The 19,867-nt window shown below is 32.1% G+C and carries 21 protein-coding genes and 1 tRNA gene; 2 read left to right on the forward strand and 20 right to left on the reverse strand.

Annotated elements, in window-relative coordinates; translation table 11 throughout:
• Nucleotides 1–149: 149 nt before the first annotated feature.
• The 12 genes from CLCY_RS04700 to CLCY_RS04755 all read right to left on the reverse strand — a co-directional run bounded on the left by CLCY_RS04700 (nt 150) and on the right by CLCY_RS04755 (nt 10,231).
• A tRNA-Thr gene (locus CLCY_RS04700) sits at nt 150–225 on the reverse strand.
• Nucleotides 226–316: 91 nt separating this feature from the next.
• The gene (gene sigH, locus CLCY_RS04705; RefSeq protein ID WP_048570019.1) at nt 317–946 is read right to left on the reverse strand and encodes an RNA polymerase sporulation sigma factor SigH; all 630 of its coding nucleotides are present in this window, start codon (nt 944–946) and stop codon (nt 317–319) included.
• Between the two features lie 148 nt (nt 947–1,094).
• A complete protein-coding gene (locus tag CLCY_RS14150; RefSeq protein WP_423230491.1) occupies nt 1,095–1,367 on the reverse strand; it encodes an NYN domain-containing protein in 273 nt (90 codons plus the stop codon).
• Between the two features lie 109 nt (nt 1,368–1,476).
• Nucleotides 1,477–2,211 (reverse strand): 23S rRNA (guanosine(2251)-2'-O)-methyltransferase RlmB, encoded by a 735-nt coding sequence (gene rlmB, locus CLCY_RS04715; protein ID WP_152668106.1) that lies wholly within the window; start codon nt 2,209–2,211, stop codon nt 1,477–1,479.
• A gap of 121 nt (nt 2,212–2,332) precedes the next feature.
• Nucleotides 2,333–3,100, reverse strand: a complete 768-nt coding sequence (gene thyX, locus CLCY_RS04720) for an FAD-dependent thymidylate synthase (RefSeq protein WP_048569993.1) — start codon at nt 3,098–3,100, stop codon at nt 2,333–2,335.
• Between the two features lie 23 nt (nt 3,101–3,123).
• Nucleotides 3,124–3,567, reverse strand: a complete 444-nt coding sequence (locus CLCY_RS04725; protein WP_082141712.1) for a Mini-ribonuclease 3 — start codon at nt 3,565–3,567, stop codon at nt 3,124–3,126.
• A 148-nt stretch (nt 3,568–3,715) separates the two neighbouring features.
• Nucleotides 3,716–5,116, reverse strand: coding sequence for a cysteine--tRNA ligase (cysS, locus tag CLCY_RS04730; protein ID WP_048570021.1), 1,401 nt, complete (start codon nt 5,114–5,116; stop codon nt 3,716–3,718).
• A 109-nt stretch (nt 5,117–5,225) separates the two neighbouring features.
• Nucleotides 5,226–6,956 (reverse strand): proline--tRNA ligase, encoded by a 1,731-nt coding sequence (locus CLCY_RS04735; protein WP_048569994.1) that lies wholly within the window; start codon nt 6,954–6,956, stop codon nt 5,226–5,228.
• Nucleotides 6,957–7,281: 325 nt separating this feature from the next.
• A complete protein-coding gene (ispF, locus tag CLCY_RS04740; RefSeq protein ID WP_048569995.1) occupies nt 7,282–7,755 on the reverse strand; it encodes a 2-C-methyl-D-erythritol 2,4-cyclodiphosphate synthase in 474 nt (157 codons plus the stop codon).
• A gap of 2 nt (nt 7,756–7,757) precedes the next feature.
• Nucleotides 7,758–8,447, reverse strand: a complete 690-nt coding sequence (ispD, locus tag CLCY_RS04745; RefSeq protein ID WP_200899963.1) for a 2-C-methyl-D-erythritol 4-phosphate cytidylyltransferase — start codon at nt 8,445–8,447, stop codon at nt 7,758–7,760.
• A 60-nt stretch (nt 8,448–8,507) separates the two neighbouring features.
• On the reverse strand, nt 8,508–9,617 hold the full coding sequence (locus CLCY_RS04750) for a PIN/TRAM domain-containing protein (RefSeq protein WP_048569996.1): 1,110 nt from the start codon (nt 9,615–9,617) through the stop codon (nt 8,508–8,510).
• 125 nt (nt 9,618–9,742) lie between these two features.
• Entirely contained in the window at nt 9,743–10,231 is a 489-nt protein-coding gene (locus CLCY_RS04755) for a CarD family transcriptional regulator (RefSeq protein WP_048569997.1), read from the reverse strand.
• Nucleotides 10,232–10,472: 241 nt separating this feature from the next.
• Here CLCY_RS04755 and CLCY_RS04760 point away from each other — a divergent pair, with 241 nt between their 5' ends.
• Nucleotides 10,473–10,868: a nucleoside triphosphate pyrophosphohydrolase family protein gene (locus CLCY_RS04760; protein WP_048569998.1), complete on the forward strand. Its 396-nt coding sequence runs from the start codon at nt 10,473–10,475 to the stop codon at nt 10,866–10,868.
• Nucleotides 10,869–10,913: 45 nt separating this feature from the next.
• On the opposite strand, the gene disA is transcribed toward CLCY_RS04760, so the two are convergent.
• The 7 genes from disA to CLCY_RS04795 form a co-directional block, all read right to left on the reverse strand.
• Nucleotides 10,914–11,978, reverse strand: a complete 1,065-nt coding sequence (disA, locus tag CLCY_RS04765; RefSeq protein ID WP_048569999.1) for a DNA integrity scanning diadenylate cyclase DisA — start codon at nt 11,976–11,978, stop codon at nt 10,914–10,916.
• Between the two features lie 213 nt (nt 11,979–12,191).
• Entirely contained in the window at nt 12,192–13,583 is a 1,392-nt protein-coding gene (gene radA / locus CLCY_RS04770; protein ID WP_048570000.1) for a DNA repair protein RadA, read from the reverse strand.
• A gap of 135 nt (nt 13,584–13,718) precedes the next feature.
• Nucleotides 13,719–16,217 carry an ATP-dependent Clp protease ATP-binding subunit gene (locus CLCY_RS04775; protein WP_082141715.1) on the reverse strand — a complete coding sequence of 833 codons (2,499 nt, stop codon included), beginning with the start codon at nt 16,215–16,217 and terminating at the stop codon, nt 13,719–13,721.
• A 12-nt stretch (nt 16,218–16,229) separates the two neighbouring features.
• A complete protein-coding gene (locus tag CLCY_RS04780; RefSeq protein WP_242844937.1) occupies nt 16,230–17,228 on the reverse strand; it encodes a protein arginine kinase in 999 nt (332 codons plus the stop codon).
• A 10-nt stretch (nt 17,229–17,238) separates the two neighbouring features.
• On the reverse strand, nt 17,239–17,580 hold the full coding sequence (locus CLCY_RS04785) for a UvrB/UvrC motif-containing protein (RefSeq protein WP_053083265.1): 342 nt from the start codon (nt 17,578–17,580) through the stop codon (nt 17,239–17,241).
• A 25-nt stretch (nt 17,581–17,605) separates the two neighbouring features.
• Nucleotides 17,606–18,061, reverse strand: coding sequence for a CtsR family transcriptional regulator (locus tag CLCY_RS04790; RefSeq protein ID WP_048570002.1), 456 nt, complete (start codon nt 18,059–18,061; stop codon nt 17,606–17,608).
• Between the two features lie 196 nt (nt 18,062–18,257).
• The gene (locus CLCY_RS04795; protein WP_048570003.1) at nt 18,258–18,482 is read right to left on the reverse strand and encodes a hypothetical protein; all 225 of its coding nucleotides are present in this window, start codon (nt 18,480–18,482) and stop codon (nt 18,258–18,260) included.
• Between the two features lie 159 nt (nt 18,483–18,641).
• Here CLCY_RS04795 and lepB point away from each other — a divergent pair, with 159 nt between their 5' ends.
• Entirely contained in the window at nt 18,642–19,160 is a 519-nt protein-coding gene (lepB, locus tag CLCY_RS04800; protein WP_048570004.1) for a signal peptidase I, read from the forward strand.
• Nucleotides 19,161–19,206: 46 nt separating this feature from the next.
• Here the strand turns inward: lepB and phoU are convergent, their stop codons facing one another.
• Complete coding sequence (gene phoU / locus CLCY_RS04805) at nt 19,207–19,860, reverse strand: phosphate signaling complex protein PhoU (RefSeq protein WP_048570005.1); 654 nt, start codon at nt 19,858–19,860, stop codon at nt 19,207–19,209.
• Between the last annotated feature and the right edge of the window lie 7 nt (nt 19,861–19,867).

Below are 19,867 nucleotides of genomic sequence, written 5' to 3' on the forward strand. Positions count from 1 at the left end.
TATTGTTCCGATATTAACGTGTGGCTTATTTCTTTCAAATGTTGCCTTTGCCATTTTATTCATTCCTCCTATATCTTTAAGAAGTAAAGTTTTACTTTAGAATATAAACTTTAAAGCCTTCTCCAAATATTAACCACATTATGTATATTTGGAGCCCATGACCGGGATTGAACCGGTGACCTCCACCTTACCAAGGTGACGCTCTGCCGACTGAGCTACATGGGCAAAGGGGGTTCTACCCCGTATAATGTATTATATTTATCGATTATTAATTTTACACGTTTTAAATTTTTCTGTCAATATGTATACTAGCATTTTACACAAGTGGTGCTAGAAACTTTTCAAGCTTTCTCTTTACTCTTTGCAGAGCATTATCAATTGACTTTGAATGACGATTAAGTTCTTCTGCCATTTCTTGATAGCTTTTACCGTCTAAATATGATTTTATAACTTGGATTTCAAGTGGACTTAAAACCTCATTCATTTTATCTTCTATACTTTGTTTTTCTTCTTTACTTATAACTAATTCCTCTGGGTCTGATATATGCATTGTAGACAATACGTCCATTAATGTTCTATCTGATTCCTCATCATATATTGGCTTATTTAACGATACATAGCTGTTTAATGGTATGTGTTTTTGACGAGTAGCTGTTTTTATCGCCGTTATTATTTGTCTAGTAATGCAAAGCTCTGCAAATGCCCTAAAAGAAGCTAACTTGTCCGATTTAAAGTCGCGAATCGCCTTATATAATCCTATCATTCCTTCTTGATATATGTCGTCTCTATCTGCCCCAATTAAAAAATACGACTTTGTTTTTGCTTTTACTTGAGATTTGTATTTATTGATTATATATTCTTCAGCAAATACCTCCCCTTCGGCTGCTAAAGCTACAATCTCTTCATCTACCATGTTTTCATAGTCAGATATATTAATCTTAACCATTTGTTCCAATGTAATTCCCCCCTAAAGTAACTGAAGTAATTCTTTGTATCCTAAAATTTAATAAAATGTAAAATAAAAAAATAAAATTTGTTTAACCTAAAACTTATTTGTAATTATATAATTATAAAACCTTTAAAGTCAAGCAATATCAAAGGTTTCGACGCATCTTCTCAAGTTTTTCCAATATATCTTTATTGACGCAGTTTTCGAGCATATTCTTTCTCTCTACATAGGTTAACTCAGTTTCCTTTGTTATTTTATGGTAAGTTCTTTTAACTTGTTCGAGGAATTCTTTAGGCGTTATTCTTATTGTACCCATTTGCATAGCTATTTTTTGTTCTAAATTATCTGATGTTACAACCCTAACATCCATATTTTTAGATAAGTTATATACGGTTCTTTCTATATAACAATCAGCAATTTCTCACTCTTTTGTATATATAATATCTACACCTTTGTGCTTTTCAACTTCTTCCTAGGAGTTTAAAACATTATAACCATCAACTAATATATAGTCTAAGCCTTGATAATTAACCTCTTTGTCTAACTATTTCGTACATTATTATCCCTGCGGCAACTGAAGCATTAAGTGAATTGATTGTACCATTCATTGGAATTCGAACTACTATGTCACAATTCTCCTTAACTAACCTACTAATGCCCTTTCCTTCACTTCCAACAACAAGTCCAAGCGATCCTTTCAGATTAGAGTTATAACACACTTCTCCATCCATATCAGTTCCTATTATCCAAAGTCCTTTATCCTTTAGGTCTTTAATTGTTTGGTTAAGATTAGTTACCTTTGCTATTTTCATTCCTTCAGCTGCTCCTGCTGATACCTTAAGTACTGTTTGTGTAACTAGAGCACTTCTTCTTTTAGGTATTATTATCCCATGTGCCCCACATGCATTTGCAGTTCTTATAATAGAACCAAAATTATGAGGATCCTCTATCTCATCAAGTATTATTACAAATGGATCTTCTTCTTTTTCCTTCGCATAGTCTAGTATATCTTGAACTTCAGAATAGTTAAAAGGCGTTACCCTTGCAATAACACCCTGATGACTATTTGTTACTGATATATTATCAAGGCCTTTTTTGTCCATTTCCTGTATTACTATTCCCTTATCTCTGGCCTTTGAAATGATAACCTTAATTGAACCCTCAACATCTCCCTTAGAAACGTATATCTTTTCTATAGTTCTCTCTGACTTTAAAGCTTCAAGTACAGGATTTCTCCCCTCTATAAACTCTTCACTTTCCATCCTATTCTCCCTAGGTGAATCCGCAAAATCTCTACTTTTTCTATCTCTGGAGCCTCTTTGACCCTTAAATCCGCTAGTATTTTTCATTTTTTCCTCCTAATCTTAGGCATTATAATATTTTTTATAAATTCTTATACTTCTCTCTCATTTTAACCATTTCTTTGCAGCTCATTGCCCCCTCTTGGCATGAACCTCCTACACATGATGGACCACAGCTTTTAAATAATGTAGGTGCGATGGATTTAACCTCTTTTAACATTTCATCTGCAAGATTTCTAATTTCCCATTGTGCTCTAGAACAGCATCTATGTCTAAAGAAATTGAAAAGTGTTCTTGCATTCATAGTTAAAACTATTTTTGTTTCACATGCATTAGGAAACACATATCTTGCATCTTCAATTGATTTTTTTTCTGCTATCTTTCTAGCACTTTCTTCAGAAGTACCTTCTTTAATCAAACCATTAAAATGTTTGTCGAAAAGAATTTCGACTAAATTATCATATGAACGCTGAGAATCCTCCATAGACTTTATATATATATCTTTTGCTTCATCTATACTTTCAATTTCTGGAGGAATTATATAATCAAATTGATTTAATCTAACATATCTTTGGCTTTGCTGTGAATAACTTGCTATTCTATGTCTAACAAGTTGATGAGTAAGTGATCTTGATACTCCCTCTACAGCAAATGTAAATGATACATGCTCTATCGGTGATTCATGTGATAAAGACATTAACATTTCTATAAATTCATTTGTTTTTTCCTCTGTTAGCCCATCTAGTATATTATCTACTGATGTACTACTATAGCAAAGCTTAGCTGAAGCAGCTATTATTTTCTCTGGATCTTCAGTATGAGCTATTAATTTTACCTTTAGCTTAGCCATTTTTCCACCTCTTTATTAGCACTTTAGTCTAACTGTGCTTCATTTAGTATTATGTTCATTATTTCTTCTAATCTATCTATTCTTTTTAGAAGGTATAAATATCCTATAAGTGCCTCAAGAGCTGTTGCTCTTTTGTAATCTATAACACTTGCACTTTTAGGTACATGACCTGTTTTAGAATTACGTCCTCTTCTTACTATTTCAAGTTCATCTTCCTTAAGCGAATCCTTAATTACTTCTAAAAACTGTGATTGTGATTTTGCATTCGCCATTTTTATAGAAAGTTTATGGAGATTTTTACCCCTTTTATCCTTACTATAATTGACTATATATCTTCTAATATACATTTCGTATATAGAATCTCCCATATAAGCTAAAGTAATCGGATTCAAAAGTCTAACTTCTATCTCAGATAACTCAAAGCTATTACATATTTCTTTATTATTTTGTATATTATCCTGTTTCATTTTGCCCCCTTAAGGTTTTGTTAATACAATAATACTATAAAAATCTTCAATATTCTATTGTATTACATAATATAATTATACCTAAAGGTCTAATCTTAACAAACATATAACTTAAAAAAGCTACAACCCTTAGGCTGTAGCTTTTTAGTTAACTTATTCTTACTATTTTTACACCTTGAGGAGTATCCTCTAAAGTTATTCCCATAGCTTTAAGTTCATCTCTAATTTCATCTGCACGCTTAAAGTCTTTATCTTTTCTAGCTTTTTGTCTTTCATCAACTAAAGCCTTTATTTCCTCAGAAAACTCTTCTTCAGTAACCTTTTGAAGTATTCCAAGTACACTTCCAAGCTCTCTAATAATTTCAAGTAGCATAACTGCTAATTTCTTTGATGTATTATCAGAAACATTAGTATTAATATCCCTAACCATATCATATATATAACTTATAGCATCTGCTGTATTAAAATCATCATCCATAGCATTTATATATTTTTCTTTATACTTTAAGATCTCATGATATAGTTTAGTTTCTTCACTTGAAAGATCTCTATCTTCTCCATTTCGTTCTATGTGCTCTAGATTTCTAACAGAGTTATATAGTCTTTCTAGCCCTGACTTTGATGATTCTAAAAGATCTAAACTAAAGTTAATAGGGCTTCTATAATGTCCTGAAAGCATAAATAATCTTAAAACCTCAGCATCATACTTTTCAAGTATTTCCCTTGCAGTAAAAAAGTTGTTTAGAGACTTAGACATCTTTTGGTTATTTATATTAAGATAAGCTGAATGCATCCAGTAGTTTGCAAATGACTTTCCATGTCTTGCTTCACTTTGAGCTATTTCATTTTCATGGTGTGGGAATGAAAGATCCGCTCCTCCACCATGTATATCTATAGTCTCACCTAGAAGTTCACTTGCCATAACTGAACATTCTATATGCCACCCAGGTCTTCCACATCCCCAAGGACTATTCCATCCTGGTTCACCTTCTTTTTGAGCCTTCCAAAGAACAAAATCCATAGCATCTTCTTTTCTTGAATCAAGCTCTATTCTTGCCCCTACTTCAAGATCTTCAAGGTTTTGCTTTGACAACTTTCCGTAAAGTTCAAACTTCTTACTTCTAAAATAAACATCTCCATCCTTTGAGTATGCATATCCCTTAGCTTCAAGATCTTTGATAAACTTAATTATCTTTCCTACATACTCAGTAGCCTTTGGATTATAAGTTGCTCTTTTAAGTAAAAGTGCATCTGCATCTTTATAGTATTCTTCAATGTAACGCTTAGCTACTTCTTCAACGGTAGTGTCCTCTTCAATTGCTTTTTTTATAAGTTTATCATCTATATCAGTAAAGTTTTGAACAAACTTAACATCATATCCTCTATATTCAAAATACTTTCTTATAGTATCAAAAACTATAAATGTTCTTCCATTTCCTATATGAAAGTAGTTATACACTGTTGGACCGCATACATACATCTTAACAGTTCCCTCAGTTAAGGGTATAAACTCTTCTTTTTTTCTTGTCATTGTATTGTAAAGCTTTATTCCCATTTCAATTCTCCTCCTAAGCATTACTGGAATGACCTGTACATCATTATATTCATTATTTCCTAACTAGGTTCACACTAAACAAACCTTAGAAATTATTGTTATTTTACAGTTCAGTTTTTGAGTAAAGAACCTTACCCTTTTCCTTAAATGCTTTAACAATTTCAGTATAAACATCCTCTATTAAAATGTCTCTAGCTTCTTCTTCCTCACGAAGTTTAAATTCAACAATTCCTTCACTTGCCTTTTTACCTACTGTAATTCTAAATGGAATACCTATAAGGTCAGCATCGTTAAACTTAACCCCAGCTCTTTCTTTTCTATCATCTATTAAAGCATCAATACCCATACTCTTAAGATTGTTATATATATCCTCTGCAATCTTAACTTGAGCTTCATCCTTCATTACAACAGGAACTACTATAGCTTCAAATGGAGCAAGTTCAAGTGGCCAAATTATACCCTTGTCATCACTATGTTGCTCTATTACAGCTGCCATTGTTCTGTTTACACCTATTCCGTAGCATCCCATTATAATTGGGTTTTCCTTACCATTTTCATCTATGAAGTTAGCATTTAGAGCCTCTGAGTATTTTGTTCCAAGCTTAAATATATGCCCAACTTCTATACCTCTTTTAATAGTTACAGCTTCACCACATACTGGGCATTTATCTCCCTCAGCTATTTTTCTAAAGTCTCCAACTATTCCGTCAAAGTCTCTCTTATACATTGTGTTCATAATGTGGTAATCTGTTTCATTTGCACCTATTGAGAAAACTTCACCTTCAGCTACTTCATAATCTATTAAAACAGCATCTGCCTTAATTCCCATAGGACCTGCAAATCCAGGTTCTGCTCCTGTAGCTTCTCTAACACCTTCAGCATCAAGCATTTCTATTTCAGTCGCTACAAAGTGGTTAGCAACCTTAACCTCATTAAGTTCTCTATCTCCTCTAATTACAACAGCAACTACTTTATCATCAACCTTGTATAATAAAGTTTTTGCAAGTTCTGAAGGCTTTTTGTATAAATACTTTGCAAGTTCTTCTATTGTCTTAATTCCAGGAGTATAAACCTTTTCTACTTCTCTAACACTTACATCTGCAATAACATTAGTTGGTAGAGTTTGAGCTTTTTCTATATTAGCTCCATATGAACACTTTGTACAGAATACTATTTCGTCTTCACCGATTTCTGATTTAACCATAAATTCAACAGAACCGCTTCCTCCCATTGCTCCTGAATCCGCTTCAACAGGAGCATAGTCAAGGTTACATCTTGAAAATACGTTGCAATATGCACTATGCATTTTATTGAATACTGTGTCTAGTCCTTCCCATGAAGAATCAAAGCTATAAGCATCTTTCATAACAAACTCTCTTGATCTCATAACTCCGAATCTAGGTCTTCTTTCGTCTCTATATTTAGTTTGGATTTGGTATAGATTAAGAGGAAGATTCTTATATGACTTTACTGCACTTCTTACAATATCAGTGAATACTTCCTCGTGTGTTGGCCCAAGACAAAATTCTCTATTATGTCTGTCATATTGCTTAAACATTTCTGGTCCGAATACACCCCATCTACCAGATTCTTTAAGTAATTCTGATGGTATAAGAGCTGAACAAAGTATTTCCTGTGCACCTTCCTTATTCATCTCTTCTCTAATAATATTTTCAAGCTTATTTAAAGCCTTAAGACCAAGTGGTAAGTAATTATAAACCCCTGATGCTTGCTTTCTCATAAGCCCTGCTCTAAGCATTAACTTATGGCTTAGAATTTCAGCTTCTGCTGGAACCTCTCTTAGTGTTGGCATGAATAAATTTGATAATCTCATTTTATTTTCTCCCTCCAATAAAATCATCTATTACTTCAATTTAAAATCTATATCAAAAAAGCCTTCACCCTAATAAATTAGGGCGAAGGCTGAGTTCGCGGTACCACCTAAAATTGTACTTCATCAAATATAACGAAACTTAATCCGAAAAGGCTTTATCACCTTCTGCTCCAAAGTAGGTTCAAAATAATGAATATCTTACAGCCTATGGATACTCTCTCTGATGGTAATCTTTACTAATCTTTTTCATAGCATTTTATTAATATTAAATTACTAAATTCAAAGGTTATTATATAATTTTAAAAAAAATATGTCAATAATAACACTAAGCCTTAAAAATTATACATACACTATGAGCTGAAATTCCCTTTTCTTCTCCTGTAAATCCTAACTTCTCCTCTGTAGTAGCCTTAACGTTTATATCATCTATAGAAACACCTAGTACCCTTGATATGTTTTCCCTCATAGTTTCTATATATGGAGACAGTTTCGGTTTTTGTGCTATTATAGTTGAATCTATGTTCCCTACCTTATAACCTTTACTATCTAGTAATTCCTTAACCTTTTCAAGTAATATTAAACTATTAATGTTTTTAAAGGAACTGTCATTATCAGGAAAATGATATCCTATATCACGAAGTGCTAGTGCCCCAAGTATAGAGTCCATTATAGCATGAACTAAAACATCCGCGTCTGAATGTCCTACAAGACCTAAGTGATGTGGAATTTTAACTCCACCTATTATTAAGTCCCTATTTTCTCCTAGTTTATGTACATCATAACCATGTCCTATTCTCATTATTATATTCCCTCCTTAATAGCCTTTAATATTGCCTCGCCTATATATATATCTTCCTTAGTTGTTATTTTTATATTAAAGTAATCTCCATTAACAACATAAACACTTTCCCCAATATTTTCAACTAAAGACGTATCATCTGACCCTTCAAATCCACTTAAAACAGCACTCTCATGAGCTTTTAGAATTAAATCAAACTTAAATGTTTGAGGAGTTTGAATACTATAGAGTTCCTCACGATTTAGCGTATCTATAAATCTATTATTATTTCCTTTTTTTATAGTATCTTTAACCTTAACAGCAGCAGCTGCGGCACCTTTTGTCTTTGAAAGTGATATTGTATCTACTATAACCTTAGGGTTTATAAATGGCCTTGCACCATCATGAATGAGCACTATATCACAGTTTTCACAGCTTTTTAATCCATTAAAAACAGACTCCTGTCTAGTCCTTCCCCCTTTTACAATCTTATTAACCTTTGTAATATTATACTTATTTATTATATTATTTCTACAAAAATCCATCTCATTTTGTGATGCTACAAGAATTATATTATCTACCTCATTAATTTCTTGAAAAACCTCAAGTGTATAAGCTAGTATCTCCTTATCAAATAGCTTTATAAATTGCTTATTATATCCTAAATTCATTCTACTACCCATACCCGCTGCAACAATTATAGCTGTAACCAAAAAATCACTCCTTTACACAATAAAGCTATGCATAAATGCATAGCTTTAAAATATATTCTGTTATTTCATTTTAGCAAATATCATTCTACCTGCTGCTGTTTGAAGGACACTTGTTACTATAACGTCTACATCCTCACCAAGATGACGCTTTCCACCTTCAACAACAATCATAGTTCCATCATCTAAGTATGAAACTCCCTGTCCACTTTCCTTACCATCTTTAACTATTGATAAGTGCATCTCTTCTCCAGGTATAACTACTGGCTTAATAGCATTTGAAAGTTCATTTATATTAAGTACAGGAACACCTTGGAATTCTGCTACCTTATTAAGGTTAAAGTCATTGGTAATAACTTTACCTTTAACTTCTTCCGCTAACTTAAGAAGCTTAGTATCAACTTCTTGAAGAGATGGAAAATCCTTCTCTGATATTTCTATCTTAATTGGAAGTTCTTTTTGAATTTGGTTTAATAAATCAAGTCCTCTTCTTCCCCTAGTTCTTTTTAGAGAATCCGAAGAATCTGCTATATGACGAAGTTCCTCTAAAACGAATGAAGGAATTACAATTGTTCCCTCAACAAAACCTGTTTTAAGAATATCAAATATTCTCCCGTCAATTATTACACTTGTATCTAAAACCTTAGGTGTTGCTCCTACAGGAGTTTTTTCCTTTGGCTTCTTTTCTCTAGTAAATTTCTTTAAAAATGATGCTGATCTTGCGAACTCTCCCTTTTTCTTCATTGCTATCTTAATACCTAGTACACCACATACAATATTAACAATAGCAGAAATAATCGTTCCTATAACCGATAGTAGTGGAGTCGCTGATAAAAACTTTATAAATGAGCTAACTAATAGATTAGCAAGCACAAGCCCTACAATAAGACCAGCTAGTCCTGATATTATATCCCCTGTAGGTATTCTTTGAATAGAACCTTCAATTGAAGTAATAAAGCTAGTAATAAGGTTTATAATAAAAGGTGACAACAAGTAAAATATAATTCCAAAAAGTATAGAAATAACTGTACTAAAAATAGCAGTGTTAGTGGTACTACCTTGTATTCTCATAATTCCGTTAATAAACTCTAAATCCTTTAGTCCATATGCTGAAAGCATCCCAATCAATATACCAGCTAAAGTAATTAAGGTCCTAAAAATTTTATTTAGCATTCGTACACCTCCCTTTTAAGACCTTCTTTAGTATTTCAAACATAATTTTACTCTTAATATACATTAAACTAATAGAAAAAGCAATTTCAATTCAATAAAGATTATGTTACGAAACCATTAATATACTAATTCGTCATAAAGTTCTTATCTCCTTTTATTATAGACATTTTTATATTATCAATATTTATATTTAATACTAATGCTATTTCCTCTGACACCATATCTAGTATGTCTTTAAAGAACTTTTCTTCACTTTTTGAAATCTTTTTTTTCTTTTTTAATCCAATAATATTTTTTAATACATTAGACATATTATAAATATTTCCTTCTTTTATTGTTCTTGTATATAATTTATATCTATCTAGCCACTTCCCTGACAAATCCTCATATGGATGATTAAATATTTCAATTATCTCTAAACACTCTTCTTCGCTTATACATTTCCTTATACCCTTAGAACCTCTTGCTTCTACAGGTACCATAGTTATAATATCACTTGTTAGTTTTATAATATAATATTTATTAATATCACCATAAACTTCTCTTTCCTCTATATTAATAACTACTCCTGCGCCAAAACTTGGATAAAATACCTTATCACCTATATATAACATTTTCATCACTCCTAAACAAAAATATACCTTCCATTTTTACATAGCTATCCTCTATAAAAGTATTTTTGTTATTATTATATAAATCTAATCCCAATTTGTTTACATAATACTATATTTTCTTTTATGAAAACATTTGACACAAGGTTGTGTGAAAATTTATAATATTATTAATAGTAACAACTTTAAGGTTTAGTCTTTTACTCTACCTTTACAGAAAATATTTTTAAAGGAGTGGAAGTACATGGACAATATATCTATATCAACCTTCCAAGATACAGTAAATGAAGCACTTGTTCGTCATAAAAGTTTGATTGATATTATGACAAAGATTTCAGAGTCATCAGCTAGAATAAACAGGGCTATTGCAAAGTCTGTTACTGGGTGTGGCTGTATAGAGCTTGCAGCTCATAAGCAATCTATTCCACTTGATTCATCCCTTGATGATGCATCTCAGATACTAACTCACCAAGTTAATGGTTCTATTTGTGAACATTGTAGGGAAGTTTTACAAGACGAGATAGGAAATCACTTTTTCTATATTACCTCTGCTTGTAACGCTCTAAACATCAATCTCGAGGATACTCTAGTTAAAGAACTTGATAAGATAGCTACTCTTGGAAAATATAGTATGCTATAAATAACTTTTAATTTAAATAAAAAAGAGAGTGAATTAATTCACTCTCTATATGTTTCTATCTATAAGAACCTGTTCTTGTATCTTTCTAAGTCCCTCTCGAATAGCCTTTGCTCTTGCCTCTCCAATCCCCTCTACATCATCTAATTGTTCAATAGTTGCTCTCATAATTCTCTTTAAGTACATAAATTCCTTAATTAGATTTTCGATAACACTTTGAGGCATTCTTGGGATTCTGTTTAAAAGCCTATATCCCTTTGATGAAATCATAGTTTCCATCATAGAATCAGGTGAGTATCCTAGTAGTTTACATATAACATTAAGTTCTACTATATCCTCTGCTGAAAGAGTTTTTATACTCTTTAAAACTTCTTCATAGTCCTTTTTCTCATACGTATAGTCCTTAATAAGTAGTTCTCCCTCTTCTTCCATATTACCTATAAGGTCGTCTAGCTGCATTGATACTAGTCTTCCCTCATCTCCAAGTTCACATATGAATCTTTCTATTTCATATACTATTCTCATAACAAGTTCATATCTTTGTACAGTATTTGCTACATCATATACTGTAACTAAATCCTCAAACTCAAGTGCAGAGATGTTGGTAATTGCCTCATCTAAAACAACCTTATATCTCTCAAGAGTTTGTACCGCTTGATTAGCCTTGTTTAGTACCGTATTTGTATCCTTTAAAATATACTTTAAATTACCACGATAAACAGTTATTAAGTTTCTTCTTTGAGATATTGCAATAACTATTCCACCTGTTTGTTTGCTTACTCTTTCTGCTGTTCTATGACGAGTACCGGTTTCCCTTGTATTAATTGAGGCATCAGGTAACAATTGTGCATTAGCATATATTATACGCTTCATATCTGTACTAATAACAATTGCACCATCCATTTTAGCTAATTCATAAAGATATGCGGGACTATACTCACTATTAATATAAAAACCACCATCGGTTATTTTCATTATTTCTTCTTCATCACCTATAACTATAAGTCCACCTGTTTTTGCTTTAAGCACATTTTCAAGTCCATCTCTTAGTGATGTTCCAGGTGCCATTATACTAAGAAGGTCTAAAAGGTTTTTTTCCCTACAATCCTTCATATTCTATCCCCCTAAACTTTCATAAAGCTGGTAAAACTCAAATTATATTCCATACACCAATCTAACACTTTAATTACCATAAAATATATATTCTACCTAGTTCTTTATCGTTACTTTAGTATTATCTATATAGTTTTCTATATTAAACTTCTTTTACATTAATGATAATAACATAAACCTTGTGTACAATAAAGATTACACCTTTATTATATTCTATCCATTAAATACATCTTGTATAACTTCCATCAGATTTTTACACTCTATAACTTTTAAAGAAGAAAATTTAATTTTTCTAAGTATTGACCCCTTAGCAATATAGGCTTTTTTAAATCCCATTCTATCAACTTCCTTAAGCCTTGCCTCTAGTGAGGGAACCTTTTTAAGTTCTCCAGTAAGTCCTACATCAGAAATAAATACAGTATCACTACTTATAGCTACTTCTTTAATTGATGATGCTATACTCATAATAGTGCATAGATTTATTGCAGCTTCACGAAGTCTAAGCCCACCTGTTGTTTTTAGGACTACATTTTTATTAGCCATATTCATGTATCCTCTTTGCTCTAGAATAGATATTAAAGTGTTTAACTGGTCACGCCCTATACTTTCACATATTCTAGATGGGTATGGCATAAATGAATTTGATACTAGGGACTCTATTTCTAGTATAATTGGTCTTGAACCTTCTCTTATAGCTGTTAGAGCTGTTCCTACAGCCTCACATCCCTCTTCCCTTTTAGTCATAAAAAACTCAGAAGGATTGTCAATAGACATCATTCCCTCTTCGGTCATAGAGAAAAATCCCATTTCTCCTGTACTTCCAAATCTATTTTTGGTGGCTATAAGGCTTCTAAGCTCCTCATCACTATCACCTTCAATAACAAGTACAGTATCAACTAAGTGTTCAAGTGATCTAAGACCCGCTATTTCCTCATTTTTATTCATTTGCCCAACAAGAAAAACAGCCCTTGGCCTTATTCTATCTTTAGCTATTCTTAATAATTCACTTGCACATTCCATAGTTTGGGTTGGAGAACCTGCTCTTGATGGAAGATATTCATCTAGGGTAAATGTTTGTATACTATCAACTATTATAAGATCTGGATCAATTTCATTTACTGCTGAAACTACACTATCCATACTGGTTGTTGAAATAACCCATATATTATCATTTATTACCTTAAGTATTCTCCCTGCCCTATTTCTAATTTGACTGTCACTTTCTTCACCTGATGCATAAAGCACCTTCATACCATTTGATGATATATCACTTGCAACTTGAAGAAGAAGTGTAGATTTTCCTGCTCCTGGTTTTGCAGTAATTATGGTTATAGAGTCTCTAACTATTCCTCCTCCCATAACTCTGTTAAATTCATTTATACTAGTAACTATCCTATCGCTATTAGTTGCTACAACCTCTGAAAGCTTTTTTATTGTAGCGCTACTTTCAAACACACGTACCCCTGATTTATTAGAAGCCTTTTTAGGCTGAACACTTCTCTCCTCAAATGTATTCCAATTATCACACTCTGGACATTTACCCATCCACTTTGGAGATTCATATGTGCATTCCTTGCAAACAAAGACAACCTTTGACTTTGCCATGATATCACATCCTAACAAACTAAATATTTTCTTAATCTATAATAACTATATCCTAAAATATAATTTAATCCAACATTTATTGGTGTACAAAAGTAAAGGGCATCTATAACCTACAAGGATTATAGATGCCACTTTTTAGTCTAGTTGTTCATCTTCAGATTTTTTATCTTTTACTTCTATAACATTGTCCTTATTACTTGGAACATACTCGCTTCTAGGGATAAATATAACTTTATCTTCTTTATAATCCATTACTATACTGTCACCTTTTTTAACTTCTCCCTTAAGCATTTCCTCTGATAGCTTATCCTCAACTGTTTTTGTAATTGCACGTCTTAAAGGTCTAGCTCCATATGTTTTATCATATCCTACCTTTGCAAGATGTTTTGTAACTTCCTCTGTATAGTCAAGATTAATCTCAACTTCCTTAAGTCTTTTTGCAACTGAATCAAGCATAAGACCTACTATCTCTTCTATATCATTTTCACTTAACTTATGGAAAATAACAATTTCATCAATTCTATTTAAGAATTCTGGTCTAAAGTGTCTCTTAAGGTCTTCCATAATTCTTTCCTTCATCTTTTCATACTCTGAAGCTTCCTGAGCCTTAGTAGTATTTCCGAATCCTAGTGGAGCTTTTTCAACTGTATGTGCTCCAAGGTTTGATGTCATAATAACAATTGAATTTTTAAAGTCTACTGTTTTACCTTGACCGCTTGTTACTCTACCATCCTCAAGAATTTGAAGCAGTACATTAAATACATCTGGATGAGCCTTTTCAATCTCATCAAATAGTATTACTGAATAAGGATTACGTCTAATTGCCTCTGTTAACTGTCCACCTTCTTCATATCCTACATATCCTGGAGGTGAACCAATAAGTCTTGATACTGAATGTTTCTCCATGTATTCAGACATATCAACTCTTATAATGTCATTTTCACTTCCAAACATAGCCTCTGCTAGTGCCTTAGATAATTCTGTTTTACCAACACCTGTAGGCCCTAGGAAGATAAATGAACCAATTGGTCTTTTCGGATCCTTAAGTCCTACTCTAGCACGTCTTACTGCTCTAGATAATGCTTCTATAGCTTCTTGTTGGCCTACAACTCTTTCATGAAGAATTTCTTCAAGCTTTAGAAGTCTTTTTGATTCATCCTCTGAAAGTTTGTTAACAGGAATTCCTGACCATCTTGAAACAACAAATGCTATATCCTCTTCTCCTACAAGCAGTTTATCACTAAGCTTTTCTTCACTCCAAGTATTTTTAGCTTCTTGAAGTTTTTCACAAAGTTCATTTTCTCTGTTTTTAAGCTCTGCAGCTTTTTCAAAGTTCTCTGTTTTAACAGCCTCTTCCTTGTCCTTTTTAATGCTTTCAAGTTCATCCTCAAGGCCCTTTAGGTTATCCGGTGCAGTTAGATTTTGAATTCTAACCCTTGATGCTGCCTCATCCATAAGATCAATTGCCTTATCAGGTAAAAATCTATCTGGAATATATCTTATAGACATTTCTACAGCTGCCTTTAGTGCTTCATCTGTAATATGAAGTCTATGATGTGCTTCATACTTATCACGAAGTCCCTTTAGAATTTCAAGTGCTTCTTCCTTACTTGGTTCTCCAACAGTTACTGGCTGGAATCTTCTCTCAAGGGCTGAATCCTTTTCGATGTATTTTCTATATTCTTCAATAGTTGTAGCACCGATTATTTGTATTTCTCCCCTTGCTAAAGCTGGCTTTAGTATATTAGATGCATCTATTGCACCTTCTGCACCACCTGCTCCAATTATTGTGTGCACCTCATCCACAAATAATATAACATCACCTGCTGTTTTAACCTCATCCATTACAGATTTTAGTCTTTCCTCAAACTCTCCTCTGTATTTAGCACCAGCAAGCATTGAAGATATATCTAGTGTATAAACCTTTTTATCACGTAGTATTTCTGGTACCTTACCCTCTACAATCTTTTGAGCAAGTCCCTCTGCAATAGCTGTTTTACCAACTCCAGGCTCACCAATTAGACATGGATTATTCTTACTTCTTCTACTTAATATCTCTACTACTCTTTCAGTTTCAGAATCACGGCCTATAATTGGGTCTATCTTTCCTTCCTCAGCCATCTTAGTAAGGTTACGAGAGAACTTATCAAGTTCCTTCGTAGATGTTGATGACTTTTTCTCAGGAGTTGCACCATTATTTCCTCCGCCAAATGAGGCTATAATCTTTTCTTTAAACTTATCAAGGTCTACTGATAACCTAACAAGAATAGTATGAGCAAGACTTTCAGCATCCTCAGCAATTGCAAGTAGAATATGCTCAGGTGCTACAAAACTATGTCCAAGTGACCTTGAAACTGACCTTGATACCTCCATAAGTCTTTTTGTTCTAGGAGTTAGCGGTAGAGTTTGAGGTTCAAACCCTATACTTCCCTTACCTTCTATATCAACAATTTCCTTTGTTATTTTTTCACTAGTTACACCAAATTCTAATAATATATTAGAAGCATTTTCTCCTTCTTTAATCATACCAAGAAGAATATGCTCTGTTCCAACGAAACTATGTCCAAGATCCTTTGCAGCCTCTGCTGATGCATATATAACCTTTTGACTTCTTTCTGTAAATCCTCCAAACATGTTAACTCCTCCTTACTTAAACAATTTATTAAGTATTTTTCCTCTTTCTATGTCTCTTTCCCTAGGAGTCATTTCCTTCGATGATATTCTTTGAATATTACCTGACTGAATAGTTTCTATAGCATTATTTATATCCTTTAGTTCAATATCATTAATTATTCCCATTTCTACGCCACATCTAACATTAGATAATAAATTTAATGCATCAATAGCTGAAAATAATTTACCATACTTTAGTATTCCCAAAGATCTAAATATTGAATCTTCAAACTCAACTTTTCCTTTAGATATAAGAGCTTGTCTAGCCTTTATTTCATCTTTTATAATTTTATTAGTTACATTTGTTATGGCCTCTATTATATCCTTCTCTGATACTCCAAGGGACACTTGATTAGACACTTGATACATATTCCCGAAACCTTCACTTCCTTCTCCATAAAGCCCTCTAATCGTCATTCCAAAACTCCCTATGCTATTGCTAAGTTTTTGAATAAGTCCATTTTTGCTTAAAGCTGGAAGATGAAGCATCATTGATGCACGAAGTCCTGTTCCTATATTACTTGGACAGCTTGTAAGATATCCATATTGAGGATCATAGGCATATGTTAAACTTTCTTCTATTAAGTCATCTATTTTATTTGCTAAATCAAAACTTTTTTCAATATCAAAACCCTTATTTATAACTTGAAGCCTAATATGATCTTCTTCATTAATCATAATAGATACTGTCTCATCTCTATTAATAAGAGCAGCACCTTTATTTGAATTTAAAAGCTCCTTACTAATCAAATGTTTTTCAACTAATGACAGTCTATCGTAGGCTTTAATTTCATTTATCTTTATTAATTCAAAGTCCTTTGATATATATGAGTTACTTTCCTTTATAGATGAAGTAACCCTTTCCTCTACTCTCTTTGCTAGAGTATCATCTAGCTTACTTGGAAATGGCATATTACTTAGATTTCTAGCAAGCCTAATTCTATTTGATATAACCACTGATTCATTATTCACATATATCACCTCACGCCTCAGTAATACCTTTTTTCTTTATTAAGTCCCGTAGTCTTGCCGCCTCTATATAATCTTCCCTTTCTACCGCTAGATTAAGCTCCTTTTTAAGTTTATCTAATTCATTATTTAGCTTTATATCTACTTTTGATGGAGTTTTTCCTATATGCTCTGTTTTTCCATGAATTCTTTTAATTATAGGATTCAGGTCTTCATTAAATATCTCATAACACTTACTACATCCAAGTCTTCCTGTTCTCTTGTAGGTTTCAATATCCATATTGCATAAAGGACAAACTTTTCTTTTGTAATTTGTTATACCTAATGGTTCAAATATAAATGCATCTCCAAACATAAACCTACCTCCTTAATTAAAATAATCAATTTAAAACACTTATAAGCATCGCCTTTAAAATATTACTTCTTACATAATCCTTGGAGGAGATAACACTTAAAGTATTATCAGATACAGCATACTTCATGATATTTTCCTCTCTAGAATTTATAAGTCCCTCATCCTTAAAAATATCTATATATTGAAAAGCCTCTCTTTGGCTTACTTTCTCACCTATATTTTTAAGTATTACACCTTTTATATAATCATCTTCAGATATATTTATCTTAGTGATCTTAATACAGCCACCACCGCCTCTTCTACTTTCAATGTAATATCCCTTTGTTGATGTAAACCTTGTTGTTAATACATAATTTATCTGAGAAGGGGCACAATGAAATATATTAGCTAACTCGTTTCTTTGAATTAAAATTTCGTCTTGTGCTGTTTCTTCGAACATTTCTTTAATAAATTCCTCTATAACATCACTAAGTCTTGCCACTGAATCACCTCATTTTTATCTTTGACTTTCTTTGACCTTTAACTTAATTATATTATAACTCACTTAATAAATTAGCCAAAATCCTAAAAAAGTAGGTTTTGGCCTAAATTCAAATAAAAGTTTCTGTTTAGTTAATTTATCTTTAAATTATTGATACTTTCACTTAATTTCGCTATTCTTCTATTGATTTTCATTACTATATATTATTGTCCTTTTTAGCTAATATATACTCATTGTTTCCTTCGGTTTTGTATTTATATGATAAATCCTCTCCCTCAAGGGCATTTAATATACTTTCTCTATTTGTATTATCATCTGTAAAAATTGCTAAACAATCCCCTGTTTTAAGAAGTTCTACAGCTCCTTTAATTTCACCTTTTAAACCAGTAGTATCTCTTACTCTTAAAGTGTATTTTGACATATTTATCACCTCTAAAATAGTTTTCTCTTTTAAATAAATTTAAAACAGGAAATAAGGTGTAAATATAAACTTTTAATTAATTATTTGTTTTTATTCCCTATTTCCCTATCATTTTTTATGTAAATAGGTATATAATAAATCTAGATAGGAGGGAGACATTTGAAAAGTGCATTATCTAAAATAGTAGAATGGATAGTATGTATAGTTATTGCTTTTGTACTAACATTTTTACTAAAAACATATTTGTTTGATATAATTAGAGTTTCAGGAGATTCTATGTACTCAACTCTACATAATAGGGATATGCTTGGTGTTGAAAAAGTTAGCCTATTCAAAAAAGATTTTAAACATGGGGATATTATTATATTTGATCCAGGTAGTAAAGGCCAAGGTATATATATAAAGAGAATAATCGGACTTCCTGGAGATACTGTTGAAATAAAGGATGGTGGGGTTTATGTTAATGATAAACATCTTAATGAAACCTATCTGGATCCTAATACCTATACAGACAACGACCTTAAAATATCAATTAAAGAGGGCTATGTTTTTGTACTAGGAGATAATAGGGAAGTAAGTGAAGACAGTAGAAATATAGGACCTGTTCCTATTGAGAACATAAAGGGACATGCAATCTTTAGATTCTTTCCATTTAATAATATAGGTAGAATTAAATAGTAACTAAAAAACACAGTAGAGGATATACTCTACTGTGTTTTTTATATTAATTAAATACTTGTCTTTCACCTGTTACCATATAAACAAGTCTTTCACATATATTTGTAGTATGATCCGCTATTCTTTCTAGGAATCTACCAACAAATAAAAGTTTTGTTCCTTGCTTAATGTTATCATTATGCTCAGCTATAAGTCTAAATAACTCTTCAACTATGTTTTCATACATTGTATCAATTTGCTCATCCATTTGAGCTACATTTTCAGCAAGTGTTATGTCTTCTTTAACAAATGCATCAAGACTTAACCTTACCATGTCCTGGCATATCTCTGCCATCTTAGGAATATCTATAAGAGGTTTTATAAGAGGTTCTTCTCCAATTTCAAGGGTGATTTTTGCAATGTTTACTGCATGATCTCCCATTCTCTCAAGATCTGTTATTAACTTTAGTGCAGTTAAAACTATACGAAGATCCTTTGCAAGTGGTGACTCAAGTAAAAGTAATGTCATACATTCTTGCTCTATTTCTATTTCTAAAAGATCTATTTTATCATCTTCTTCATATACTCTTTTAGCAAGTTCTATGTCACCGCTTTTTAATGCATTAACAGACATATTAATAACATTTTCCACCATAGAACCCATTGTTAGAACTTTATGTTTAACATCAAGAAGCTTTTGTGAGTAATGCTCTCTACTCATTTCTTTA

It is taken from the genome of Clostridium cylindrosporum DSM 605 (genome assembly GCF_001047375.1).
In the GTDB taxonomy this organism is placed as follows: domain Bacteria; phylum Bacillota; class Clostridia; order Clostridiales; family Caloramatoraceae; genus Clostridium_AB; species Clostridium_AB cylindrosporum.

Excerpts from the sequence above, each read along its gene's own strand:
- sigH (WP_048570019.1), bottom strand. The coding sequence starts at position 946 with ATGGTTAAGATTAATATATCTGACTATGAAAACATGGTAGATGAAGAG.
- rlmB (WP_152668106.1), bottom strand. The coding sequence starts at position 2,211 with ATGGAAAGTGAAGAGTTTATAGAGGGGAGAAATCCTGTACTTGAAGCT.
- thyX (WP_048569993.1), bottom strand. The coding sequence starts at position 3,100 with ATGGCTAAGCTAAAGGTAAAATTAATAGCTCATACTGAAGATCCAGAG.
- CLCY_RS04725 (WP_082141712.1), bottom strand. The coding sequence starts at position 3,567 with ATGAAACAGGATAATATACAAAATAATAAAGAAATATGTAATAGCTTT.
- CLCY_RS04735 (WP_048569994.1), bottom strand. The coding sequence starts at position 6,956 with ATGAGATTATCAAATTTATTCATGCCAACACTAAGAGAGGTTCCAGCA.
- ispF (WP_048569995.1), bottom strand. The coding sequence starts at position 7,755 with ATGAGAATAGGACATGGTTATGATGTACATAAACTAGGAGAAAATAGG.
- CLCY_RS04750 (WP_048569996.1), bottom strand. The coding sequence starts at position 9,617 with ATGCTAAATAAAATTTTTAGGACCTTAATTACTTTAGCTGGTATATTG.
- CLCY_RS04755 (WP_048569997.1), bottom strand. The coding sequence starts at position 10,231 with ATGTTATATATAGGTGATAAGGTATTTTATCCAAGTTTTGGCGCAGGA.
- CLCY_RS04760 (WP_048569998.1), top strand. The coding sequence starts at position 10,473 with ATGGACAATATATCTATATCAACCTTCCAAGATACAGTAAATGAAGCA.
- disA (WP_048569999.1), bottom strand. The coding sequence starts at position 11,978 with ATGAAGGATTGTAGGGAAAAAAACCTTTTAGACCTTCTTAGTATAATG.
- radA (WP_048570000.1), bottom strand. The coding sequence starts at position 13,583 with ATGGCAAAGTCAAAGGTTGTCTTTGTTTGCAAGGAATGCACATATGAA.
- CLCY_RS04775 (WP_082141715.1), bottom strand. The coding sequence starts at position 16,217 with ATGTTTGGAGGATTTACAGAAAGAAGTCAAAAGGTTATATATGCATCA.
- CLCY_RS04785 (WP_053083265.1), bottom strand. The coding sequence starts at position 17,580 with ATGTTTGGAGATGCATTTATATTTGAACCATTAGGTATAACAAATTAC.
- CLCY_RS04795 (WP_048570003.1), bottom strand. The coding sequence starts at position 18,482 with ATGTCAAAATACACTTTAAGAGTAAGAGATACTACTGGTTTAAAAGGT.
- phoU (WP_048570005.1), bottom strand. The coding sequence starts at position 19,860 with ATGAGTAGAGAGCATTACTCACAAAAGCTTCTTGATGTTAAACATAAA.